Source organism: Cupriavidus sp. 8B, assembly GCF_054589115.1.
This window is the reverse complement of the sequence record NZ_BAAILO010000292.1, coordinates 25,838-47,730: the sequence shown is the minus strand read 5'-3', so window position 1 is coordinate 47,730 and position 21,893 is coordinate 25,838. Positions and strand designations below refer to the sequence as shown.

General features: G+C 65.1%; 17 protein-coding genes. 12 read left to right on the top strand and 5 right to left on the bottom strand.

Annotated features, from left to right (window positions below):
- Positions 1-186 precede the first annotated feature (186 nt).
- Together sucD and sucC are read right to left on the bottom strand one after the other, a co-directional pair.
- A complete protein-coding gene (sucD, locus tag ACYP5B_RS29035) occupies positions 187-1,071 on the bottom strand; it encodes a succinate--CoA ligase subunit alpha (RefSeq protein WP_318230946.1) in 885 nt (294 codons plus the stop codon).
- A 1-nt stretch (position 1,072) separates the two neighbouring features.
- Complete coding sequence (gene sucC, locus ACYP5B_RS29030; RefSeq protein WP_400097986.1) at positions 1,073-2,296, bottom strand: ADP-forming succinate--CoA ligase subunit beta; 1,224 nt, start codon at positions 2,294-2,296, stop codon at positions 1,073-1,075.
- 170 nt (positions 2,297-2,466) lie between these two features.
- On the opposite strand from sucC, the gene ACYP5B_RS29025 reads away from it, so the two are divergent.
- From ACYP5B_RS29025 to ACYP5B_RS29005, 5 genes are all read left to right on the top strand, one after another.
- Positions 2,467-2,703 carry a hypothetical protein gene (locus ACYP5B_RS29025; RefSeq protein ID WP_459571978.1) on the top strand — a complete coding sequence of 79 codons (237 nt, stop codon included), beginning with the start codon at positions 2,467-2,469 and terminating at the stop codon, positions 2,701-2,703.
- 58 nt (positions 2,704-2,761) lie between these two features.
- Positions 2,762-4,516, top strand: coding sequence for a thiamine pyrophosphate-binding protein (locus ACYP5B_RS29020; protein ID WP_459571977.1), 1,755 nt, complete (start codon positions 2,762-2,764; stop codon positions 4,514-4,516).
- 23 nt (positions 4,517-4,539) lie between these two features.
- Positions 4,540-5,769 (top strand): formyl-CoA transferase, encoded by a 1,230-nt coding sequence (frc, locus tag ACYP5B_RS29015; RefSeq protein ID WP_400097990.1) that lies wholly within the window; start codon positions 4,540-4,542, stop codon positions 5,767-5,769.
- A gap of 130 nt (positions 5,770-5,899) precedes the next feature.
- Positions 5,900-8,035, top strand: coding sequence for an acetate--CoA ligase family protein (locus tag ACYP5B_RS29010; RefSeq protein WP_400097992.1), 2,136 nt, complete (start codon positions 5,900-5,902; stop codon positions 8,033-8,035).
- 126 nt (positions 8,036-8,161) lie between these two features.
- Positions 8,162-8,935, top strand: a complete 774-nt coding sequence (locus tag ACYP5B_RS29005) for a fumarylacetoacetate hydrolase family protein (RefSeq protein WP_400097994.1) — start codon at positions 8,162-8,164, stop codon at positions 8,933-8,935.
- 72 nt (positions 8,936-9,007) lie between these two features.
- Here ACYP5B_RS29005 and ACYP5B_RS29000 read toward each other — a convergent pair whose 3' ends face one another.
- The 3 genes from ACYP5B_RS29000 to ACYP5B_RS28990 form a co-directional block, all read right to left on the bottom strand.
- Complete coding sequence (locus ACYP5B_RS29000) at positions 9,008-9,577, bottom strand: cupin domain-containing protein (protein WP_459571976.1); 570 nt, start codon at positions 9,575-9,577, stop codon at positions 9,008-9,010.
- 129 nt (positions 9,578-9,706) lie between these two features.
- Positions 9,707-10,018 (bottom strand): LysR family transcriptional regulator, encoded by a 312-nt coding sequence (locus tag ACYP5B_RS28995; RefSeq protein ID WP_459571975.1) that lies wholly within the window; start codon positions 10,016-10,018, stop codon positions 9,707-9,709.
- A 99-nt stretch (positions 10,019-10,117) separates the two neighbouring features.
- A complete protein-coding gene (locus ACYP5B_RS28990) occupies positions 10,118-11,059 on the bottom strand; it encodes a LysR family transcriptional regulator (protein WP_318230953.1) in 942 nt (313 codons plus the stop codon).
- A gap of 212 nt (positions 11,060-11,271) precedes the next feature.
- Between ACYP5B_RS28990 and oxlT (ACYP5B_RS28985) the strand changes: the two genes are divergently transcribed.
- From oxlT (ACYP5B_RS28985) to ACYP5B_RS28955, 7 genes are all read left to right on the top strand, one after another.
- Positions 11,272-12,612 (top strand): oxalate/formate MFS antiporter, encoded by a 1,341-nt coding sequence (oxlT, locus tag ACYP5B_RS28985; protein ID WP_400098000.1) that lies wholly within the window; start codon positions 11,272-11,274, stop codon positions 12,610-12,612.
- A 117-nt stretch (positions 12,613-12,729) separates the two neighbouring features.
- Positions 12,730-13,641, top strand: a complete 912-nt coding sequence (locus ACYP5B_RS28980; RefSeq protein WP_400098002.1) for a LysR family transcriptional regulator — start codon at positions 12,730-12,732, stop codon at positions 13,639-13,641.
- 121 nt (positions 13,642-13,762) lie between these two features.
- The gene (locus tag ACYP5B_RS28975) at positions 13,763-13,984 is read left to right on the top strand and encodes a hypothetical protein (RefSeq protein WP_400098004.1); all 222 of its coding nucleotides are present in this window, start codon (positions 13,763-13,765) and stop codon (positions 13,982-13,984) included.
- Between the two features lie 660 nt (positions 13,985-14,644).
- Positions 14,645-15,961: an oxalate/formate MFS antiporter gene (gene oxlT / locus ACYP5B_RS28970; protein WP_400098006.1), complete on the top strand. Its 1,317-nt coding sequence runs from the start codon at positions 14,645-14,647 to the stop codon at positions 15,959-15,961.
- Between the two features lie 201 nt (positions 15,962-16,162).
- Entirely contained in the window at positions 16,163-17,872 is a 1,710-nt protein-coding gene (locus ACYP5B_RS28965) for an NADH-ubiquinone oxidoreductase-F iron-sulfur binding region domain-containing protein (RefSeq protein WP_459571974.1), read from the top strand.
- Between the two features lie 14 nt (positions 17,873-17,886).
- Positions 17,887-20,712, top strand: a complete 2,826-nt coding sequence (fdhF, locus tag ACYP5B_RS28960; RefSeq protein ID WP_459571973.1) for a formate dehydrogenase subunit alpha — start codon at positions 17,887-17,889, stop codon at positions 20,710-20,712.
- A gap of 143 nt (positions 20,713-20,855) precedes the next feature.
- Positions 20,856-21,872, top strand: a complete 1,017-nt coding sequence (locus ACYP5B_RS28955; protein WP_459571972.1) for a zinc-binding alcohol dehydrogenase family protein — start codon at positions 20,856-20,858, stop codon at positions 21,870-21,872.
- Positions 21,873-21,893: the final 21 nt, after the last annotated feature.

The following is a 21,893-nucleotide window of genomic DNA, read 5'->3' as shown; positions in this document are numbered from 1 at the left end:
GGGCGCTAGGAGCCACTTGAAGCGAAGCCCATGGTGTTTTCCAGCACGCAGGCGTAACGAGCGCCCGCCCTCTCCCCCAGCCCCTCTCCCGCACGCGGGAGAGGGGAGCGAGACAGCGCAGATCCGGCTTTGTCAGCAAGCTGAGACGGCGGACATTGTCCGCCGTGTTTATTGGGCCATCAGCCGCTACGCCCCCATCGCCTCCACCATGGTCTTGCCCAGCTCGGCCGGCGAGCGTGCTACCCGGATGCCCGCAGCGCGCATGGCGTCGATCTTGGCCTCGGCCGTACCCATGCCCCCGGAGATGATCGCACCCGCATGCCCCATGCGGCGTCCCGGCGGGGCGGTGGTGCCGGCAATAAAGCCCACCACGGGTTTGACGCGCCCGCCGCTGCGCGCATCCTGCAGGAACAGCGCCGCTTCCTCTTCCGCCGAGCCGCCGATCTCGCCGATCATGATGATGCCTTCGGTGTCATCGTCCGCCAGGAACAGCGCCAGGCAATCGATGAAACTGGTGCCATTGACCGGATCGCCGCCAATGCCGATGCAGGTGCTCTGCCCGAGCCCCGCGGCGGTGGTTTGCGCCACGGCCTCATAGGTGAGGGTGCCGGAACGGGAGACCACGCCGATCTTGCCGGGGCGGTGGATATGGCCCGGCATGATGCCGATCTTGCACTGGCCCGGGGTGATCACGCCCGGGCAGTTGGGCCCGACCAGGCGGCTGCCGGATGCGCAGAGCGCGCGCTTGACCCGCACCATGTCGATCACCGGGATGCCTTCGGTAATGCACACGATCAGGCCGATGCCGGCATCCACGGCTTCCAGGATGGCGTCGGCAGCGAAGGGCGGTGGCACATAGATGACCGAGGCGTCGGCGCCGGTGCGCGCTACCGCGGCGGCCACGGTGTCGAACACCGGCAGCCCCAGATGCGTCTGCCCGCCCTTGCCGGGCGTCACGCCCCCGACCATGCGCGTGCCATAGGCCGCCGCCTGCTCGGAATGGAAGGTGCCTTGCGCGCCGGTAAAGCCCTGGCAGATCACCTTGGTGCCTTGATGGATCAGTACGGCCATGTCATTGCCCTCCCTGGATTTGAACGTGTCCTTGAGCGACCTTCACGGCCTTGACCACCTTCTCGGCAGCGTCGGCAAGATGATCGGCCGACAGGATCGGCAGTCCCGAGTCGCGCAGGATGGCCTTGCCGAGTTCCACGTTGGTGCCTTCTAGCCGGACCACCAGCGGCACCATGAGGTCGATCTCGCGCGCGGCGGCCACGACGCCTTCGGCAATCACGTCGCAGCGCATGATGCCGCCAAAGATGTTCACCAGGATGCCTTTGACCTTGGGGTCGTCCAGGATCAGGCGAAAGGCCGCCGTCACGCGCTCCTTGGTGGCACCTCCACCCACGTCGAGGAAGTTGGCCGGCTCGCCGCCGTAGAGCTTGATGATGTCCATGGTGGCCATGGCCAGCCCGGCACCGTTGACCATGCAGCCGATGCTGCCGTCGAGCTTGACGTAGTTGAGCCCATGACGGGCCGCGGCGGCCTCAAGCGGGTCTTCCTCGGTCTCGTCGCGCAGGGCTTCGATATCCGGATGGCGATAGAGCGCGTTGTCGTCGAAGTTGAACTTGGCGTCGAGCGCAATCACGTCGCCCGCGCGCGTGACCACCAGCGGGTTGATTTCCACTACCGAGGCGTCCAACTCGGTAAAGGCGCGATAGGCGGACAGGATAAAGCGCGAGGCGGCGCTTACCTGCTTGCCGGCGAGCCCCAGCCCAAAGGCCAGGCGGCGCGCGTGGAAGGGCTGGATGCCGCTGGCCGGATCGATTGCCACCTTCAGGATCTTCTCCGGCGTGCGGGCTGCCACTTCCTCGATCTCCATGCCGCCTTCAGTCGAGACCATCAGGGTGATGCGGGAGGTGGCGCGGTCGATCAGCATGCCCAGGTAAAGCTCGCGGGCAATCTCACAGCCTTCCTCCACATATAGACGCCGTACCTCGCGCCCGGCTTCCCCGGTCTGCTTGGTGACGAGCACCTTGCCGAGCATCTGCTCGGCCTGCGCACGCACCGCGTCGACGGACTTCACCACGCGTACGCCGCCCTTGCCGCCGGGGTCGCCGGCAAAGCGGCCGGCGCCTCGGCCGCCGGCATGGATCTGGGATTTCACCACCCATGTCGATCCGCCGATCTTGCGCGCCGCGCTGGCGGCTTCCTCCGGAGTAAAGGCAACGGCGCCGCGTGGAACGGCCACGTCGAAGCGCCTGAGCAATTCCTTGGCCTGATATTCGTGAATGTTCACAGTCTCCTCGCTCTCGGTGATGCGCGTGCCGGCGAGCCGCCAAACCGGATAGTCCGACAAGACGCGCTGTGAAATATGGTATGTAATATATCAACGTTAAACAAGGCCGCTTTGCCTGTCCAGGCAGCGTGAGGTGGCGAGCAGTTCCAACCCATGAGGAATCGGAATGGATGTCGGCAGACTCAGCAATTTCGCTTATTTACCAACCAGTTTGGGCCGGATTGCTGCATCGCATCGTTGAAACACCTCCCCCAACCCCCAAATTTCACTTGAGCTTCTTTGATATATCACATACCGTATGTCATCAAGATCCCGCGAAAAGGATCGATAGCATCGCAGGACCGGTGACAAGCAGGGCAGGCATCGGCCAGGCAGCCAAGCAGCAAAAGGGCGAAAAGGTGTCGTGACAACGGGCCAGGTCCGCGTCACAGCCTGTCGCAACCCAGTCAACGAGGAGACCAAGACATGTCTGCAGTCGCACCCACGCGGCCCGAATCCACCACGGCCGAAGACACCTTGAAGCAGAAAACCCGCGATGCCGGCGTGATTTCAGGCGGCCACCTGGTAGCGCGGGCCCTGAAGAACGAAGGCGTCGACACCATCTTCACGCTGTGTGGCGGCCACATCATCGACATCTACGACGGCTGCGTGGACGAGGGCATCCGTATCATCGACGTACGCCATGAGCAGGTTGCCGCGCACGCGGCGGATGGCTACGCCCGCCAGACCGGCAAGCTGGGCTGCGTGGTGACCACCGCAGGGCCGGGCTGCACCAATGCCGTGACCGGCGTGGCGACGGCCTTCCGCTCGGAGAGCCCGATCATCCATATCGGCGGGCAAGGCGCGCTGTCCCAGCACAAGATGGGCTCGCTGCAAGACCTGCCGCACGTGGACATGATGTCGGCCATCACCAAGTTTGCCGCCACCATCCCCAGCACCGAGCGGGTGGCGGACATGATCTCGATGGCGGCGCGCGAATGCTTCAATGGCGCCCCCGGCCCGGCTTACCTGGAAATCCCGCGTGACGTGCTCGACCGCGAAGTCGATGTGTCGCGCGCGGTGATTCCGCGCCCCGGCCACTATCGCGCCTCCACCAGGTCGATTGGCGATCCGAGGGATATCGAGCGCCTGGCCGACATCCTGGTCAATGCCGAGCGCCCGGCCATCCTCTATGGCCAGCAGGTCTGGACCGCGCGCGGCCATGAAGAAGCCATCGCGTTGCTCAAGGGTCTGGATATTCCCGGCTACTTCAACGGCGCCAGCCGCGGCTTGCTGCCGCCGGGCGATCCGCATCACTTCGACCGCACCCGTACGCAAGCTTTCGCCAATGCCGACGTGCTGATCATCGTGGGCACGCCGTTCGACTTCCGCATGGGCTACGGCAAGCGCATCAGCAAGGAACTGACGCTGGTGCAGATCGATATGGACTACCGCACGGTGGGCAAGAACCGCGAGATCGACCTTGGCCTGGTGGGCGACCCCGGCGCGATCCTCGGCGCGGTGCTGCAGGCCGCCAGCGGGCGCATCAAGAACGACAAGCGCCAGGCGCGCCAGAAGTGGATGGGCCAACTGACCGAAGCCGAGGCCGTGGCGGCCGAGAAGCTGATGCCGCTGTTCCGCTCGGAAAACACGCCGATCCATCCTTACCGCGTGGCGTATGAGCTCAACGAGTTCCTGTCGGACGACACCGTCTATATCGGCGACGGCGGCGACGTGGTGACCATCTCCGCGCAGGCGGTGCGCCCCCGCCGTCCCGGGCAGTGGATGGACCCGGGCGCGCTGGGCTCGCTGGGCGTCGGCACTGGCTTTGCCATCGCCGCTGGCCTCGCCAACCCGGACAAGGAAATCCTCTGCTACTACGGCGACGGCTCGTTCGGCATGACGGCCTTCGACATGGAGACCGCCAACCGTTTCGGGGTGCCTTACCTGGCGGTGATCGGCAACAACTCGGCGATGAACCAGATCCGCTACGGCCAGCTTGCCAAGTACGGCGAGGAGCGCGGCAATGTGGGCAACCTGCTGTCGGACGTGCCGTTCTCCAAGTTCGCCGAAATGCTCGGCGGCTACGGCGAGGAAGTGCGCGACCCGGGCAAGATCGCCGGCGCGCTGCAGCGCGGGCGCGAGGCGGTGCAGCGCACCGGCAAGTCCGCCGTGATCAATATCTGGGTGGACCCGCGCGAGTACGCGCCGGGCACCAAGAACCAGACCATGTACAAGTAACCCCGGCGCAAGGAGACAAGACCATGAACAAGGCACTCGAAGGTGTGCGGATCCTGGACATGACGCATGTGCAGGCCGGCCCTTCGGCCACCCAGCTGATGGCATGGCTGGGGGCCGACGTGATCAAGGTGGAGTTGCCGGGGCGCGGCGACATCACGCGCAGCCAGCTGCGCGATGTGCCCAATGCCGACAGCCTCTATTTCACGATGCTCAACTCCAACAAGCGCAGCCTGACGCTCAATATGAAGACGCCGGAAGGCAAGGCGCTGCTGGAAGACCTGGTGCAGCGCTGCGACGTGCTGGTGGAGAACTTCGGCCCCGGCGTGCTGGATCGCGCCGGCTTCGACTGGGACCGCCTGCAGACGCTCAACCCGCGCCTCATTTATGCATCGATCAAGGGCTTCGGCCCGGGACCGTACGCGGATTGCAAGGCGTATGAGAACGTGGCCCAGTGCATGGGCGGCTCGGCCAGCACCACCGGCGCGGCGGATGGCGCGCCCACGGTCACCGGCGCCCAGATCGGCGACTCCGGCACGGGCATCCACTGCGTGGTCGGCATCCTTGCCGCGCTGCTGCATCGCGAGCATTCCGGGCGCGGGCAGCGGGTGGAAGTGGCCATGCAGGATTCGGTGCTCAACCTGTGCCGGGTCAAGCTGCGCGACCAGCAGCGCCTGGCCGCCGGCCCGATGCGCGAGTATCCCAACCAGGCGTTCGACGATTTCGTGCCGCGCGCCGGCAATGCCTCCGGCGGCGGCCAGCCCGGCGCGGCGCTGCGCTGTGCCCCAGGAGGCGCCAACGACTACGTCTACGTGATCGTCCAGCCGCAGGGCTGGGAGCCGCTGATGCGCCTGTGCGGCAGGGAAGACCTGATCACCCATGCGCAGTTCGCCACACCGGAGGCCCGCCTCAAATGCCTGGAAGAGTGCTTCTCCATCATCGAGAAATGGACGCGCACGCGCACCAAGTTCGAGGTGATGGAGGCGCTCAATGAGGTCGATGTGCCGTGCGGCCCGATCCTGTCGATGAAGGACCTGATCGAGGACAAGTCGATGTACGAGCGTGGCTACCTGGTGGAGCTGGACCACCCGGAGCGCGGCCAGTACGTGCAGCTTGGCTGCCCGATCACGCTGTCTGCGTCTCCCGTGGAGGTGGAGCGCTCGCCGCTGCTGGGCGAGCACACGGAGGAAATCCTCGACTGGCTGGGCCGCACGCCGTCGCAGATCGCAGCCTTGCGTGCTGCCGGGGCAGTCTGACGCCCTGAGCGTCCCAGCGTACTTCAAGCACTTCCCTGACTGAGTTCACACAGCCGCCCGCCCTCGCGTCCCACGCGAGGGCGCGGACCGGCTCATCCCTACGCAATCCATGAACAGATGGAGACCTGGCATGGCACACAACAAGGACGCGGTGCGCAAGATCCTCGCCGCCGTGAAGGAAGACGGCCGCAATGCACTGACAGCGCCCGAGGGCAAGCTGGTTTGCGACGCCTATGGCATCTCGGTGCCGGGCGAGGGCGTGGCGAAGTCGCCGACCGGTGCGGTCGGGCTGGCCGACAAGATGGGGTATCCGGTGGTGCTCAAGATCGTATCGCCCGACATCCTGCACAAGACCGAGGCGGGCGGGGTGCTGGTGGGCCTGAAGAGCGCGGCGGATGTGGAGAGCGGTTACCTGACCATCATCGAGAACGCGAAGAAGTACGACGCCAAGGCCAATATCGTTGGCGTGCAGGTGCAGCAGATGATTGCCGGCGGGCAGGAGGTGATCATCGGCGCGGTCACCGATCCGTCGTTCGGCAAGCTGGTGGCCTTTGGCCTCGGCGGCGTGCTGGTGGAAGTGCTGAAGGACGTCACGTTCCGCATGGCCCCGGCCAGCCAGGAGGATGCGCTGTCGATGCTCGATGGCATTGCCGCAGCCGAAGTGCTCAAGGGCGTGCGCGGCGCCGACCCGGCCAATCGCGAAGCACTGGCCGGCATGATCCAGCGGGTCTCCGAGCTGGTGAGCGATTTCCCGGAAATCTCGGAGCTGGACCTGAACCCGGTGTTCGCCAGCAGGGACGGTGCCATTGCCGCGGACGTGCGCATCGTGGTGGACTTCGCGCCGCAGCCGCAGCGCTATCGCCCCAGCCAGGAAGACATCGTCAGGCAGATGAACCGCATCATGCGTCCCGATTCGGTGGCCGTGATCGGCGCATCGAACGAGAACGGCAAGATCGGCAACTCGGTGATGAAGAACCTGATCAACGGCGGCTACCAGGGCAAGATCTACCCGATCCATCCCAAGGGCGGCGAGATCATGGGCATGACCGCCTACAAGAGCGTGCTCGATGTGCCGGGCGAGGTGGATGTGGCGGTGTTCGCCATTCCCGCCAAGCTGGTGGCCGGGGCGCTGGAAGAGGTGGGCAAGAAGCATGTTCCGGGCGCCGTGCTGATTCCTTCCGGCTTTGCCGAGACCGGTAATGTGGAAGGGCAGGAGGAGATCGTGGCCATTGCGCGCAAGCACGATGTCCGCTTGATGGGGCCGAATATCTACGGCTTCTACTACACGCCCAAGAACCTCTGCGCCACCTTCTGCACGCCCTACGACATCAAGGGGAAGGCCGCGCTGTCGTCCCAGTCCGGCGGCATCGGCATGGCCATCATCGGCTTCTCGCGCTCGGCCAAGATGGGCGTATCGGCCATCGTCGGGCTGGGCAACAAGTCGGACATCGATGAGGACGATCTGCTGACGTTCTTCGAGCAGGACGACAACACCGAGATCATCGCCCAGCACTGCGAGGACCTGAAAGACGGCCGGGCTTTCGCGCAGGCCGCGCGGCGCGTATCGAAGAACAAGCCGGTGGTGGTGCTCAAGGCCGGGCGCACCAGCATGGGCGCACGCGCCGCCAGCTCGCACACCGGCGCGCTGGCCGGCAACGACAAGATCTACGAGGACGTGTTCAAGCAGTGCGGCGTGATCCGCGCCCGCTCGCTGCGCGACCTGCTGGAGTTCGCGCGCGGCATTCCCAAGCTGCCCACGCCCAAGGGCGAGAACGTGGTGATCATCACCGGCGCCGGCGGCTCGGGTGTGTTGCTGTCGGACGCTTGCGTGGACAACAGCCTGTCGCTGATGACCATGCCGGACGACCTGGATGCGGCCTTCCGCAAGTTCATCCCGCCGTTTGGCGCGGCGGGCAATCCGGTTGACATCACCGGCGGCGAGCCGCCCGCCACGTACAAGAACACCCTGCGCCTGGGCATGGAGGACCCGCGCATCCACGCCATCATCCTGGGCTACTGGCACACCATCATCACGCCGCCGATGGTGTTCGCCAAGCTGGTGGTCGAGGTGAAGGAGGAGATGGCGGCGCGTGGCATCGAGAAACCGATCGTGGCCTCGCTGGCGGGCGACGTGCAGGTGGAGGAGGCTGCCGAATACCTGTACGAGCACGGCGTGCCGTCCTACGCGTACTCGACCGAGATCCCGGTCGCGGTGCTGGGCGCCAAGTACAAGTGGGCCCGAGGCGCCGGCAAGATCCGAGCTTAATGCCAAGCAGTAAAGCCAAGCAGTAAAGCCGGGCCCGCCATGCGTGCATGCGCGGGCCCGAATTCCGACAATGCGGCACACGCGCGGACGCGGGGCTCCTTGCCGCGCCCGCCAAAGGAGTTTGCGATGCAAACGTGGATTCGCTTCCAGACCGGTGACGGCGAGGTCGGCTTCGGCCGGATCGAGGGCGATCATGTCATCGAGTACGACGGCCCCGGCCACGCGCGGCCGGAGCCTACCGGCGCGACCCTGCCGCGCGAGGGCCTGCGGCTGCTGAGCCCCTGCGAGCCGGGCAAGATCGTGGCGCTATGGAACAACTTCCATGCGCTGGCGCGCAAGCTGGAAAAGCCGGTGCCGGCGCATCCGCTGTTCCTGATCAAGCCGGCGAGCTCGCTGGCGGGGCCAGGCGACGCCATCCTGCGGCCCCGTAGCTACAGCGGCAAGATCGTCTACGAGGGCGAGCTTGGCATCGTGATCGGCCGCCGCTGCCGCAACGTGGCGCCGGAGGATGCCGCGGCGCATATCTTCGGCTACACCGTGGTCAACGACGTCACCGCCGGCGAGCTGATCGCCGAGGACCCGAACTTTCCGCAGTGGTGCCGCGCCAAGGGCTTCGATACCTTCGGTTGCCTGGGCCCCACGATCGTCACGGAGTTCGACTGGCGCGCCGCCAGCGTGGTGACGCGGCTCGACGGGGCACAGCGGCAAAACTATCCGCTGTCCGACCTGATCTTCTCGCCTGAGCAGCAGGTCAGCTTGCTCTCGCAAGATCTCACGCTGATGCCGGGCGATGTGATCGCCTGCGGCACGTCGATTGGCGTCGGCTCGATGAAAGACGGGGCCGTGGTCGAGGTCACGATCGAGGGCATCGGCTCGCTGGTCAACCACATGCGCGGCTAGGCCGGACGCTGGCATCCAGCAAGGATCCAGCAAGGCAAGTGCCGGTTCGCACCGGCGCTTGCCTTTTCCGCGTCAAAGCGGCAGGGTCATCAGCAGGGTAAGGGCGGACGTATCGCGCAGGCCAAGCCGCGCCAACGCGCGGCGCAGCACGGCCGTGGCGGCACCGCAGGCCTCGCCGGCGCGGTTGGTGAAGTTCAGCCGTGCCAGCACGCGGGTGGCAAAGCGCAGCGTGACCGGGACCTGCTTGCGGCAGAACGCCACCTTGCGCACATAGCCGTCGACCTCCCAGAACCAGGTCGTGTTGGCAGGGAAATAGCCGATGTCGCCGGCCCGCAGCACATGCACGCGCCCGCTTGCGCTGGTGACCCTGACCTGGCCTTCCAGGATCAGCACGGTCTCTTCCCAGCCGTAGTACCACTCGAATGTGCCACCCGTGCATTCCCACACATTGGTGGACGCCAGGCCGTCGATCGCGCGGGAGTGCTGCGCGGCCCGCGATTGCGGGGCCCCAGTACGGATCCAGGTGGGCTCGATCGGGCAATTCTGCATTGGCAAATCGCAGGTGGTGGCGAAGGCCCCTTCGCGCTGCTGCGCGAGCGTGCCGACCGGCGCGTCGGCGCCGAACATCGACTGTGACCCCATGGCTGCCTCCTTCTCCTTGATTGGTAGGCAGACATTAGCGAGCCTGGCGCCGATGAAAAGTGCGGTGGCGCACTTTCGGCGCCATTTTGGTGCGTGGCGCAGGCCCGCCGGGGAAAGGCGATCGGGTGCTCAGTTGGCCCGATGCGCCATGGCACGCAGGTAATCGGCTTTCTTGTCGAGGATCAGGCGACTAAGGAAGTTGGCGTCATAGGCCTTGAGCAAGTGTGCGTGGTACTGCTCGATATAGCGCGCGATGCGGCTCTGCTCGCATTCGATGCCGCACAGCCAGGCGAACATCTCGTTGTCCCAGCGAAAGCGCAGGCCGAGTTCGGAGAACGCGGCGTTGTAAGCAGCGAGCTGCGACTCGTCGACGCCGCGCGGTGCGCTGGCAGCGGTGTCGGCATGGGAACTGGTGCGGGTTTCGAACTGGACCTGGTTCATGATCGGACTCCTCGGGCGCTCAGTGAAAGTTGGGCCTGAGACGAGGATAGGTTTGCCGATCAATTAACGATAATTAAAGTTTAAGTCAATAACCATAACCTATCGTTTATGTTTAATCAGGTTGTCCACGCCGGTGATGCGCTGGATCAGGGTGGCGCCTTCTTCCATGAGGAACTGCTTGAAGGCAAGCGCCACCGGCGGCAGGCGCTTGTTCTTGCGATGCACCACGTACCAGTTGAGCATGACGGGGAAGCCCTCGATATCCAGGACGGCAAGATTGCCCGTCTGCAGTTCCAGCCCGACGGTGTGGGCCGACAGGAAGGCGATGCCCATATTGGCGATCACCGCTTGCTTGATGGTCTCGGTGCTCTTGATTTCCATGGCAATGCGCAGGTTGGACAGCCGCCCGGCAAAGCCTTCCTGCATGGAGTTCCAGGTGTCGGAGCCTTTCTCGCGCGCGACGAAGGCTTCGTCGGCCAGCGCCGCCAGCGGGATGTTGCGCTCGCCCACCAGCCGGTGGTTGGGCGCGGCAACGATGACATAAGGGTGGGGCGCGAAGGATTCGCTGATGGTGTCCATGCCCTCGGGTGGCCGAACCATCACCGCCAGGTCGGTCAGATTGCCCGCGAGCTGGTGCAGCAATTCCTCGCGATTGTGCACTGCGAGGTTGAGCGTTACGCCGTCATGGCGCTGCATGAATTCCGCGAGAAGCCGCGGGAAGAAGTAATCGCCGGCGCTGATGACGGCCACATTGAGCCTTCCGCCGGAGATGCCCTTGAGCTGCGACATCGCGTCTTCCGCTTCGCGGAATTGCTGCATGATGCTGCGGCTGTAATGCAGCATCTCGATGCCGGCCGGCGTGAGGTAGATCTTCTTGCCCAGCTGCTCGAACAGCGGCAGGCCAACGTGGCCCTCGAGCTGGCGCACCTGCGTCGACACGGCGGGCTGCGTCAGGTGTAGCTCTTCCGCCGCGCGGGAAAAGCTCAGGTGCCGGGCGACCGTCTCGAAAACCTTCAGCTGGCGCAGCGTGGCGTTCTTCATGCACTCGTCCGTCCAATATATAAAGGATCGTAAATGATCATAATAAAAAACTTTATGCTTTGCTGAACTTAGTTTGAACTAGCATCAGTCCACGGATGCACGTGCCGCAATGTCAGGCGCGCTCAATCAGGTAGTGACCAAGGGCTCCCCCTCCCAGAGAAGCCTACCCGTCGCGTCACAGAGCGCGACACGCACTATGTAGGAGACACGACATGGCGTACGACAATTCGGCGACAGCCGCCACAAGCCGTTTTGGCTGGCTTCACAACCGCTGGTTCCAGCTAGCGATCGGTGTGGTCTGCATGGGGCTGGTAGCCAATCTGCAATACGGCTGGACATTATTCGTTACCCCGATGAATGCCAAGCACCACTGGGGCGAGTCGGCCATCCAGGTAGCCTTTTCCATTTTCATCGTGACCGAGACCTGGCTGGTGCCGCTTGAAGGCTGGCTGGTCGACAAGATCGGGCCGCGCCCGGTGGTGGCGTGCGGCGCGGTGTGCGCGGGGCTGGCCTGGGTCATCAATGCGTATGCGACCAGCTTGCCGCAGCTGTACCTGGCGGCGGTGATTGCCGGCATCGGCGCGGGCGGCGTGTATGGCACCTGCGTTGGCAATGCGCTCAAGTGGTTCCCGGACAAGCGCGGCCTGGCTGCCGGGCTGACCGCCGCCGGTTTCGGCGCGGGCTCGGCGCTCACCGTGATCCCCATCGCCAACATGATCCAGCGTGCTGGCTACGAGCAAGCCTTTATCACCTTCGGCATCCTGCAAGGCGTTTGCATCCTGCTGATGGCCTTGCTGCTGGTCAAGCCGCGTCCGCCTGTCGGCGCCGTGGCGGCCAAGAAGGTGCTGATCAATCCAATCGAGTTCACGCCGGGCCGGATGGTGAAGACGCCAGTCTTCTGGGTCATTTACGCCTCGTTCGTGGCGGTAGCCGCCGGCGGCATCATGGCCACGGCGCAACTGGGACCGATTGCACGGGACTTCGGCTTTGCGTCGATGCCGGTGACGATGCTGGGGTTCACGCTGCCGCTGCTCACCATGACGCTGTCGATCGATAACCTGTGCAACGGTCTTACGCGGCCGCTGTGCGGTTTTATCTCGGACCGCATCGGCCGGGAAAACACCATGTTCTTCATCTTCATTGGCGAGGGGCTGTCGCTGCTCGGCCTGATGGAGTTCGGGCATAACCCCTATCTGTTCATGACGTTCGCGGCGCTGACGTTCCTGTTCTGGGGCGAGATTTTCTCGATCTTCCCCGCGCTGTGCGCCGATACCTTCGGCAGCAAGTTCGCCGCGGCCAACGCCGGCACGCTCTACACGGCCAAGGGCACGGCGGCGATGCTGGTGCCACTGGCCTCGATCTTGTCAGCGCGTGGCGGATGGGATGCCGTGTTTACGGTAGCGGCGATCGTGACCATCGCGGCCGGGTTGTCCGCCAAGTTCGTGCTGGCCCCGATGCGACGACGGTTTATCACCGGGCATGCCGAGTCCCTGGTGCCGGCAACTGATCACGCGGCGTACCTGGCGGGACTCTCCCCCCGCAAGAGCGACTGAATCACCAGCCGGGCCCGGATAGCGTGACGCGAATCCGGGCCCGATGTCTATCACGATGCGCAGCGCGGGGAATGGCCAAGCCGTTCGCCGCGCCCAATGCATACAGAAGGGGTGATCATGAATATTTCGCTTCCCCAGCTCAAGGCGTTCGCGGCTGTCGCGCGACAGAAGAGCTTTACCCGCGCCGCGGCCGAGCTCGGGCTGACGCAGTCCGCCATCAGCCGCAGCGTGCGCGAGCTGGAGGACGAGATCGACCAGCGGCTGTTTGACCGCACCACGCGCCAGGTCGAGCTCACCGACGCCGGCGAGCATCTGTCGCAGCGCATCTGCCACCTGATCGAGGAAGTCGAGCAGACGCTGCGCGAGAGCCACGGCGCGGCCAGGCCGTGCCAAGGCGCGGTGCAGATCGCTTCCGATCCGGTGCTGTCGTCGATGTCGCTGCCGGGCTGGCTTGCGGGTTGCCGCGCGGCCTGGCCGGGCATCGGCATCTGCGTGAAAGACCGCTCGCATGAGGCCGTGTTGCAGTGCGTGCGCAGCGGTGAGGTGGACTTCGGCATCGCGACAAACCCGGCGGCCGGGGACGACCTCTACTGCGAGGCCCTCTGCGTCGATCCGTTCCATGCCGTGCTGCCGTCGCAGCATCCGCTGGCCACGCGCGAGGCGGTAGGGTGGGGCGACCTTAACGATGCCAATGTGCTGATGCTGGACCAGCACTCGGGCATCCAGCCAGCGGTGGAACAGGCCTTTGGGGTGTATCACGTGCGCGCAGGCTCGCTGCAGGTGCTTGGCCACTTCGCAGCGATCTTCGGCATGGTGGCGCTGGGGCTGGGCATCGGCATCGTGCCGTCGCGTGCCCAGGCGGGCGGGCTGATTCCCGCTGCCGTGATGCGGCCATTGCGGCCACAGGTCACATCCTCGGTGATGCTGGTACGGCGCAAGAGCCGTTCGCTCAAACCCAACGCAGCTGCCATCTGGGATGTGCTGCGAGGCATGGAGCATGAGCAGACGTTGCTGGCGCGTGTGGGGTAGCGCAAGCGGTGTTGCGTAAACCGCCAATTTTTCGTGATATATCACATACAGGATATTTACACATAGTGCACCGCAGCATATAATGAAAACTCCTACTCACCATCCTTACTGGAGTTTTCTGATGGACAGCGCTCTTCTTCTCGGTCTCGCCTTTGGTCTGATTGCCCTCGGCGTTGGCGTTACTTTCCTGATTGCCACCCGTGTGCCGACCCCCGTGCTGGCCCGTGCCCAGGAGCATGGCCGCTTTGCCGGCCTCGGCGCGTCGCAGGAAACCGCCGGCATTGGGCGCGCCAGCCCGGCTTCGTTCGGCGTCAACGCGCAATCCCAACTGGCCCGCGCCTGATGCTCGCGTGGTGCGATTGGCGGGCCGCCCGGCTGCCAATCGCTGCCGCTACGCGGGGGTAGGGGCCTTGCCCTGGCATATTCCTTTGCCTTGACTTTGGTTTGATACAGCGTTTGCTTGTTCAACCCTTCCCGGGCGCCTTTCGCCGTTCTGCAGTTCTGCAGTTCGCACTCGGCATGCGTGACCCCTTCGCTCTTCTGTCCTGAAGGGCCAGACATTCAGTACATTGATCCGCTGTCCCGCCTGACTTTATCTAGGGACTTTCCCGAGGATCGTCTTTGAGGCGCTGCGCCAGCAAGCTCCCCGCACCCGGTCTTGCATCCCGATAGCCGCCTGTTCGCGCGCGCCATTGATGAGGCGCAACGCCCTAAGTCATTGATCCTTCAGCAGGCCGGCTTGCGACGGTCGCGTGCTTTGATGCGCGTGGCGCACGAGTAACCTCCGTGGCGCTTTCCGGTGCATCGCCGTCGCCGTTTCCAGCCAGTTTCAGGGTTCGCCAAGTGGGCTAAAAGCGTCTTGACTATATTGATATATCACATACTGTATAGCACTGAAACGACGGCAGTATCTGGGATGCAGCACAAGAAGTGCCTTCCCAAAAGAGGTGTCCAAAGACGCCCTTTCCACATAAGGCGGCCCCGCCCGCCATAAGGAGACACCATGGAACATCAGCAAAACGCGCCCGAGTCACGCTTCGCCTCACCCTGGGTTCAGCTCGTTTTTGGCGTGATCTGCATGGCAATGATCGCCAACATGCAATACGGCTGGACGCTGTTCGTCAACCCGATCGACGACAAGTACCACTGGGGCCGCACGGCGATCCAGGTGGCGTTCACCATCTTCGTCGTCACCGAAACCTGGCTGGTGCCGATTGAAGGCTACCTCGTGGACAAGTACGGCCCGCGCCCGGTCGTGGTGGGTGGCGGCCTGCTGTGCGCGATTGCCTGGGCCTTGAACTCCGTGGCCTCGTCGCTGCCGATGCTTTATTTCGCCGCAGCGGTGGGCGGAGTGGGGGCGGGCGCGGTGTATGGCACCTGCGTGGGCAATGCGCTGAAGTGGTTCCCCAACCGGCGCGGGCTGGCGGCAGGCATCACCGCCGCCGGCTTTGGCGCGGGCTCGGCGCTGACCGTGGTGCCGATTGCCAACATGATCAAGACCAGCGGCTACGAAGCCACTTTCCTGTGGTTCGGCCTGGGCCAGGGCCTGATCGTCTTCTTCCTGGGCATGGCGCTCTATCCGCCTTCGGCCAAGGTGCTGAACCAGGTCACGTCCGCGGTCAAGACCGCTGCCTACAACGCGTCGCCGCGCCAGGTCCTGTCTTCGCCGATCTTCTGGGTGATGTACGCGATGTTCGTGATGATGGCGGCCGGCGGCCTGATGGCTACCGCCCAGCTGGGCCCGATCGCCAAGGATTTCGGCCTCGATGGCGTGCCGGTTTCGCTGCTCGGCCTGACGTTGCCTGCGCTGACCTTCGCCCTCACCATCGACCGCGTGCTCAATGGGCTGACGCGCCCCTTCTTTGGCTGGATCTCGGACAATATCGGCCGTGAGAACACGATGTTCCTGGCCTTTGCGATCGAGGCGGTGGGCATTCTGCTGCTGGCTAAATACGGGCAGGATCCCGTTGCTTTCGTGGTGCTGACCGGTGCCGTGTTCTTCGCCTGGGGGGAGATCTACAGCCTGTTCCCGGCAACCTGCGGCGACACCTTCGGGCCCAAGTTCGCTGCCACCAATGCTGGCCTGTTGTACACCGCCAAGGGCACGGCCGCGCTGCTGGTGCCGTTTTCCAGCGTCATCACTGCCGCCACCGGCGACTGGCACGCGGTCTTCATGCTTGCCTCCGGCATGGCTGGTTTGTCCGCCTTCCTGGCTCTGTTCGTGCTCAAGCCCATGCGCGAAGCCCACGCCAAGAAGTATGTGCATGCCAATACCACCGCGCCGATGGGATATCGTGCGGTGCCGGAGGACCTGACCTGAGGCGCTTGCCGGCGTGGGTCAGCGCGGCCAGTGCATCGAGGGAATAGGGATATGATCGAAGGCGAAGGCCTCCCCGTGATGCCCGCGGAACTTGGCGAGACGGCGGGCAGTGCAAGATAAAACCAGGGCGGCGGGCAAGCACGTAAAGCGCTTGCCCCGTTGCCATTCGGCACCCACAAGAGACAGCATTTCGAGATTGCCATGAACCAGGTCGTCATTCCCATCGCGGTCCAGGATATCGGCAAGGCGCGCAAGCGCCGCCAGCCAAAGGGGCGGCAGCCCGAGCCGGCAGCATTGGCCGAAGTCCAGGCCGTGCTGGGCGACGCCCCGCGCCGGCTAGACCTGCTGATCGAGCACCTGCATGCCATCAACGACCACTACGGCCAGCTGGCGATCCCGCACCTCGTGGCGTTGGCGCAGGAGATGGGGCTGTCGATGGCGGAGGTCTATGAGGTCGCCACTTTCTACCATCATTTCGATGTCGTGCGCGAGGATGCGCACGGCTCCATCCAGCCGCCGGCCGCGGTGACGGTACGGGTGTGCGAAGGCATCGCCTGCGAGCTGGGTGGGGCGCGCGACCTGCTCGCCCGGCTGCCGGCCCTGCTGGGCAGCGAAGTCAAGGTGGTGGCAGCGCCCTGCATCGGCCGGTGCGAGCGTGCGCCCGCCGCGCTGGTCGGGCAGAACCCGGTGGATTTTGCGAGCGTGCAAAGCGTAGTGGACACGGTGGCCGCCCGCGCGGTGCGCCATGCGGCCGAAGCGCATCTGGGTTATGACGAGTATCGCGCGCAAGGGGGGTATCAGTTGCTGCGCGCAGTGGCCTCGGGCGAGCGCGATACAGAATCCGTGCTGCGCACGATGGAGGATTCCGGCTTGCGCGGCCTGGGCGGCGCGGGTTTCCCCACCGGGCGCAAATGGCGGATCGTGATGGCCGAGCCGGCCCCGCGCCTGATGGCAGTCAACCTGGATGAGGGCGAGCCCGGCACCTTCAAGGATCGCGTCTACCTGGAGCGCGATCCGCATCGCTTCCTGGAAGGCATGTTGATCGCCGCCGCGGTGACCCAGGTCAGCGCGATCTACATCTACCTGCGCGACGAATACGCCGGATGCCGCGCGGTGCTTGGCGAAGCGCTGCGCCGCCTGCATGCCGACCCGCCCATGCCAGGGCTGCCTGAAATCCAGATGCGGCGCGGCGCCGGCGCGTACATCTGCGGCGAAGAGTCCGCCATGATCGAATCGATCGAAGGCAAGCGCGGCATGCCCAGGCTGCGCCCGCCCTATGTGGCCCAGGTTGGCTTGTTCGGCCGGCCCACACTGGAGCACAACTTCGAAACCCTTTACTGGGTCCGCGAGATCCTTGAGAAAGGCGCGGGCTGGTTCGCCGCGCAGGGACGCCATGGCCGGCACGGGCTGCGCTCCTTTTCGGTGTCGGGGCGCGTGAAGCTGCCCGGCGTGCACCTGGCGCCGGCGGGGATCACCGTGAGTGAGCTGATCGAGGAATACTGCGGCGGCATGCAGGACGGCCATCGCTTCTATGGCTACCTCCCGGGCGGCGCTTCGGGAGGCATCCTGCCGGCGTCCCTGGGCGATATTCCGCTGGATTTCGATACGCTGCAGCCCTACGGCTGCTTTATCGGCTCGGCCGCCATCGTGGTGTTCTCGGAGCAGGACAGTGCGGTGGCCGTGGCGCGCAACCTGATGCACTTCTTCAAGCATGAATCCTGTGGACAATGCACACCATGCCGTGTGGGCACGGCCAAGGCACTGGACGTGATCGCGCAGCCGAAATGGGACCTCGCCGCGCTGGCGGACCTGTCGGCGGTGATGCGCGACGCGTCGATCTGCGGGCTGGGACAGGCCGCGCCCAACCCGGTGGATTGCGTGATCAAGTACTTTCCCCAGGAACTGGCCTGAGCCGCGAGGACGATATGAATGCACTGACCCGCGCCGAGCGCGCGCAAGTGGAGGCCTCCTTGGACACCACGGTGACGTTCCGCCTGAATGGCCGGGACGTGTGCGCCGGGCCTGGCGAGAGCTTGCTCAAGGTGGCGCAGCGCGAGGGGTTCGACATCCCGCACCTGTGCTACAAGGACGGCCTGGATACCGCCGGCAACTGCCGCGCCTGCATGGTGGAGATCAAGGGCGAGCGCGTGCTGGCGCCGTCGTGCTGCCGTTACCCTGCGCAGGGCATGGAGGTGGAGACCGCCTCCGAGCGCGCGCTGCGCTCGCAGCGCATGGTGCTGGAGCTGCTGCAGTCCGATATGCCCGAGGCGCATTACACGCGCAACAATGAGCTGGACCAGTGGTCCGCCCGGCTGGGCATCGGCAAGCCGCGCTTTGCGCCGCGCGCCGCCGTGCCGGCCGATTTGTCCCATCCGGCCATCGCCGTCAATCTCGATGCCTGCATCCAGTGCACCCGCTGCGTGCGCGCGTGCCGCGAGGAGCAGGTCAACGATGTGATCGGCCTGGCCTTTCGCGGCGACCAGGCCGCGATCGTGTTCGACATGGCCGACCCGATGGGCGCCTCCACCTGCGTTGCCTGCGGCGAGTGCGTGCAGGCCTGCCCCACAGGTGCGCTGATGCCGGCGCGCGACGCCGCGTTGCCGGTGCCGGATCGCCAGGTGGAATCGGTCTGCCCGTACTGTGGGGTGGGCTGCCAGCTTACCTACAACGTCAAGGACAACCGCATCCAGTTCGTCGAAGGGCGTGATGGGCCGGCCAACCAGAAGCGCCTGTGCGTGAAGGGCCGCTACGGCTTCGATTACGCCCAGCACCCGCACCGGCTTACGGTGCCGCTGGTGCGGCGCGAAGGCGCGTCCAAGCGCGGCGAATTCGTGATGGATCCCGCGCGCGTGATGGACGTGTTCCGCGAAGCCAGCTGGGAAGAGGCCCTTGCGCTCGCGGGCACCAACTTTTCGGCCATTCGCGACACGTACGGCAAGCGCGCGCTGGCCGGATTCGGCTCCGCCAAGGGGAGCAACGAAGAGGCCTACTTGTTTCAAAAGCTCGTGCGCACCGGCTTCGGCAGCAATAACGTGGACCATTGCACGCGGCTTTGCCACGCGTCGTCGGTGGCGGCGCTGCTCGAAGGCATCGGCTCGGGCGCGGTTTCCAATCCGGTGATGGATGTGGCGCGCGCGGAGGTGGTGATCGTGATCGGCGCCAATCCAACGGTGAACCATCCGGTGGCGGCGACCTGGATCAAGAACGCGGTAAAGAACGGCACCAAGCTGATCGTGGCCGATCCGCGCCGCTCTGACCTGGCGCGCTTCGCCCATCGCTTCCTGCAGTTCCAGGCCGATACCGATGTGGCGCTCCTCAACGCCATGATGCATGTGATCGTGGCCGAAGGACTGGTCGATCAGGATTTCATCGCCAGCCGCACCATCGGCTATGAGGATCTGCAGCGCAATGTGGCGGCCTACAGCCCGGAGCTGATGGCGCCGGTTTGCGGCATTGATGCTGACACCATCCGCTATGTGGCGCGGCTGTATGCCAGCTCCAAAGCCTCGATGATCCTCTGGGGCATGGGAATCTCCCAACATATCCACGGCACCGACAATGCCCGCTGCCTGATCGCGCTGGCGCTGATGACGGGGCAGATCGGCCGGCCGGGCACGGGGTTGCATCCGCTGCGTGGCCAGAACAACGTGCAGGGTGCTTCCGATGCCGGCCTGATCCCGATGATGTATCCGGACTACCACCGTGTCGACGATCCCGAGGCCATTGCGCGGTTCGAGTCGCTGTGGGGCATGCCGCTTGATCGCCAGCCGGGGCTGACCGTGGTCGAAGTGATGCAGGCCATCGAGCGGGGCGAAGTGCGCGGCATGTACATCATGGGCGAGAACCCGGCCATGTCGGACCCCGATGCCCAGCATGCGCGCGAGGCGCTGGCGGCGCTGGACCACCTGGTGGTGCAGGACATCTTCCTGACGGAGACCGCCTACCTCGCCGACGTGGTGCTGCCGGCGTCGGCGTTCCCGGAGAAGACCGGCACCTTTACCAACACGGACCGCACGGTGCAGCTTGGCCGCCAGGCGATCGATCCGCCCGGGCAAGCGCGCCAGGACCTGTGGATCATCCAGCAGATGGCCGCCAGGCTGGGGCTGGACTGGTCTTACGCTAGCGTGGCCGAGGTGTTCGACGAGATGCGCCATGCCATGCCCAGCATCGGCGGCATTACCTGGGAGCGCTTGCAGCGGGAGGACGCGGTGACCTATCCCTGCCGCGCCGAAGGCGACCCGGGCGAGCCTGTGATCTTTACGGACGCGTTTCCGACGGCTTCGGGCCGGGCCCGCTTCGTTCCGGCCGACATCATTCCCGCCGCCGAGCGGCCCGACCAGGAATATCCGGTCGTGCTGATCACCGGCCGGCAACTCGAGCACTGGCATACCGGCAGCATGACCCGGCGCGCGGGCGTGCTGGATGCCATCGAACCGGAGCCGGTGGCACTGGTGCATCCGCTCGACCTCGCCGCCATCGGTGGCCAGCCGGGCGACGTGGTGACGCTCGCATCGCGGCGGGGCGAGGTATCGCTGTTTGCCCGGGTGGACGACGGCACGCCGCGCGGCGCGGTGTTCGTGCCGTTCTGCTATTACGAGGCCGCCATCAACAAGCTGACGAACGCGGCGCTGGACCCCTTTGGCAAGATCCCGGAGTTCAAGTACTGCGCGATCCGCATTACGCTGGGCGGAGAGGTGCCGCGGCAGTCCAGCTTTGGGGGCGGGCAGATCCTGGCGGCGGGCATCCAGTAAGGGGAGTGACTAGATCTTCCGGAATATCGGGAAATTGATTGCTGTATTTTCCGGCTAATCAATGTGGGGCAACGGGGCTACGCTGTGGTCATGGCGCAATCCCGTGCCGCAGAACCTGCTTGATTGACTTGATGGAACCCGCAATGAAAGCCGTTGGCCTGACCCGTTACCTGCCGATCGACGACCCGCAATCCCTGGTCGACGTCGAGATCGCCACCCCAGTGCCCGAAGGCCGCGACCTGCTGGTCAAGGTGGCGGCTATCTCGGTCAATCCCGTGGATGCCAAGGTGCGCGCGCCCAAGGACAAGGTCGAGCCCGCCGTGCGCGTGCTTGGATGGGATGCGGCTGGCACGGTGGCGGCGGTAGGCCCCGAGGTTACGCTGTTCAAGGTGGGTGATCCGGTTTTCTACGCGGGCAGCATTACGCGGCCGGGCGCCAACAGCGAGTTTCACCTGGTGGATGAGCGCATCGTCGGCCATAAGCCCGCATCGCTCGATTTTGCCCAAGCCGCCGCGTTGCCGCTGACCGCCATTACGGCGTGGGAGGCCTTGTTCGATCGCCTGGGTGTCTCGCCGCAGGGCGAGCATGCCGGGCGCTCCGTCCTGGTCATCGGCGGGGCAGGGGGCGTGGGCTCCATCGGCATCCAGCTGGCCAAGACGCTGGCGGGGCTGACGGTCATCGCCACCGCGTCGCGGCCAGAATCGGCTGCCTGGTGCCGCGAGCTGGGTGCCGACCACACCATCGATCACCGCGGCGACATGCTGGCCCAGTTGCGCAAGCTCGGGTTTGCCGAAGTCGACTACATCCTGTGTTTTAACGACACGGACCGCCACTTTGCTGCCATGGCGGCCGCGATTGCGCCGCAAGGCAAGATCTGTTCGATCGTGGAGAACAGTGGTCCTCTGGCCGTGGGCGACCTGAAGAGCAAGAGCGCCACCTTTGTGTGGGAGTTCATGTTCACCCGCTCGATGTTCGGCACGCCGGACATGATCGAGCAGTATCTCTTGCTCAACGAGGTGGCAAGGCTGGTCGATGCAGGCCGGCTGCGGACCACCCTTGGGGAGAACCTCGGCCGGATCGACGCGGCCAACCTGCGCCGCGCCCACGCCATGCTGGAGAGCGGACAGACCATCGGCAAGCTGGTGCTGGAAGGCTTCTGATGTTTCCCCAAAGTGAGGCCG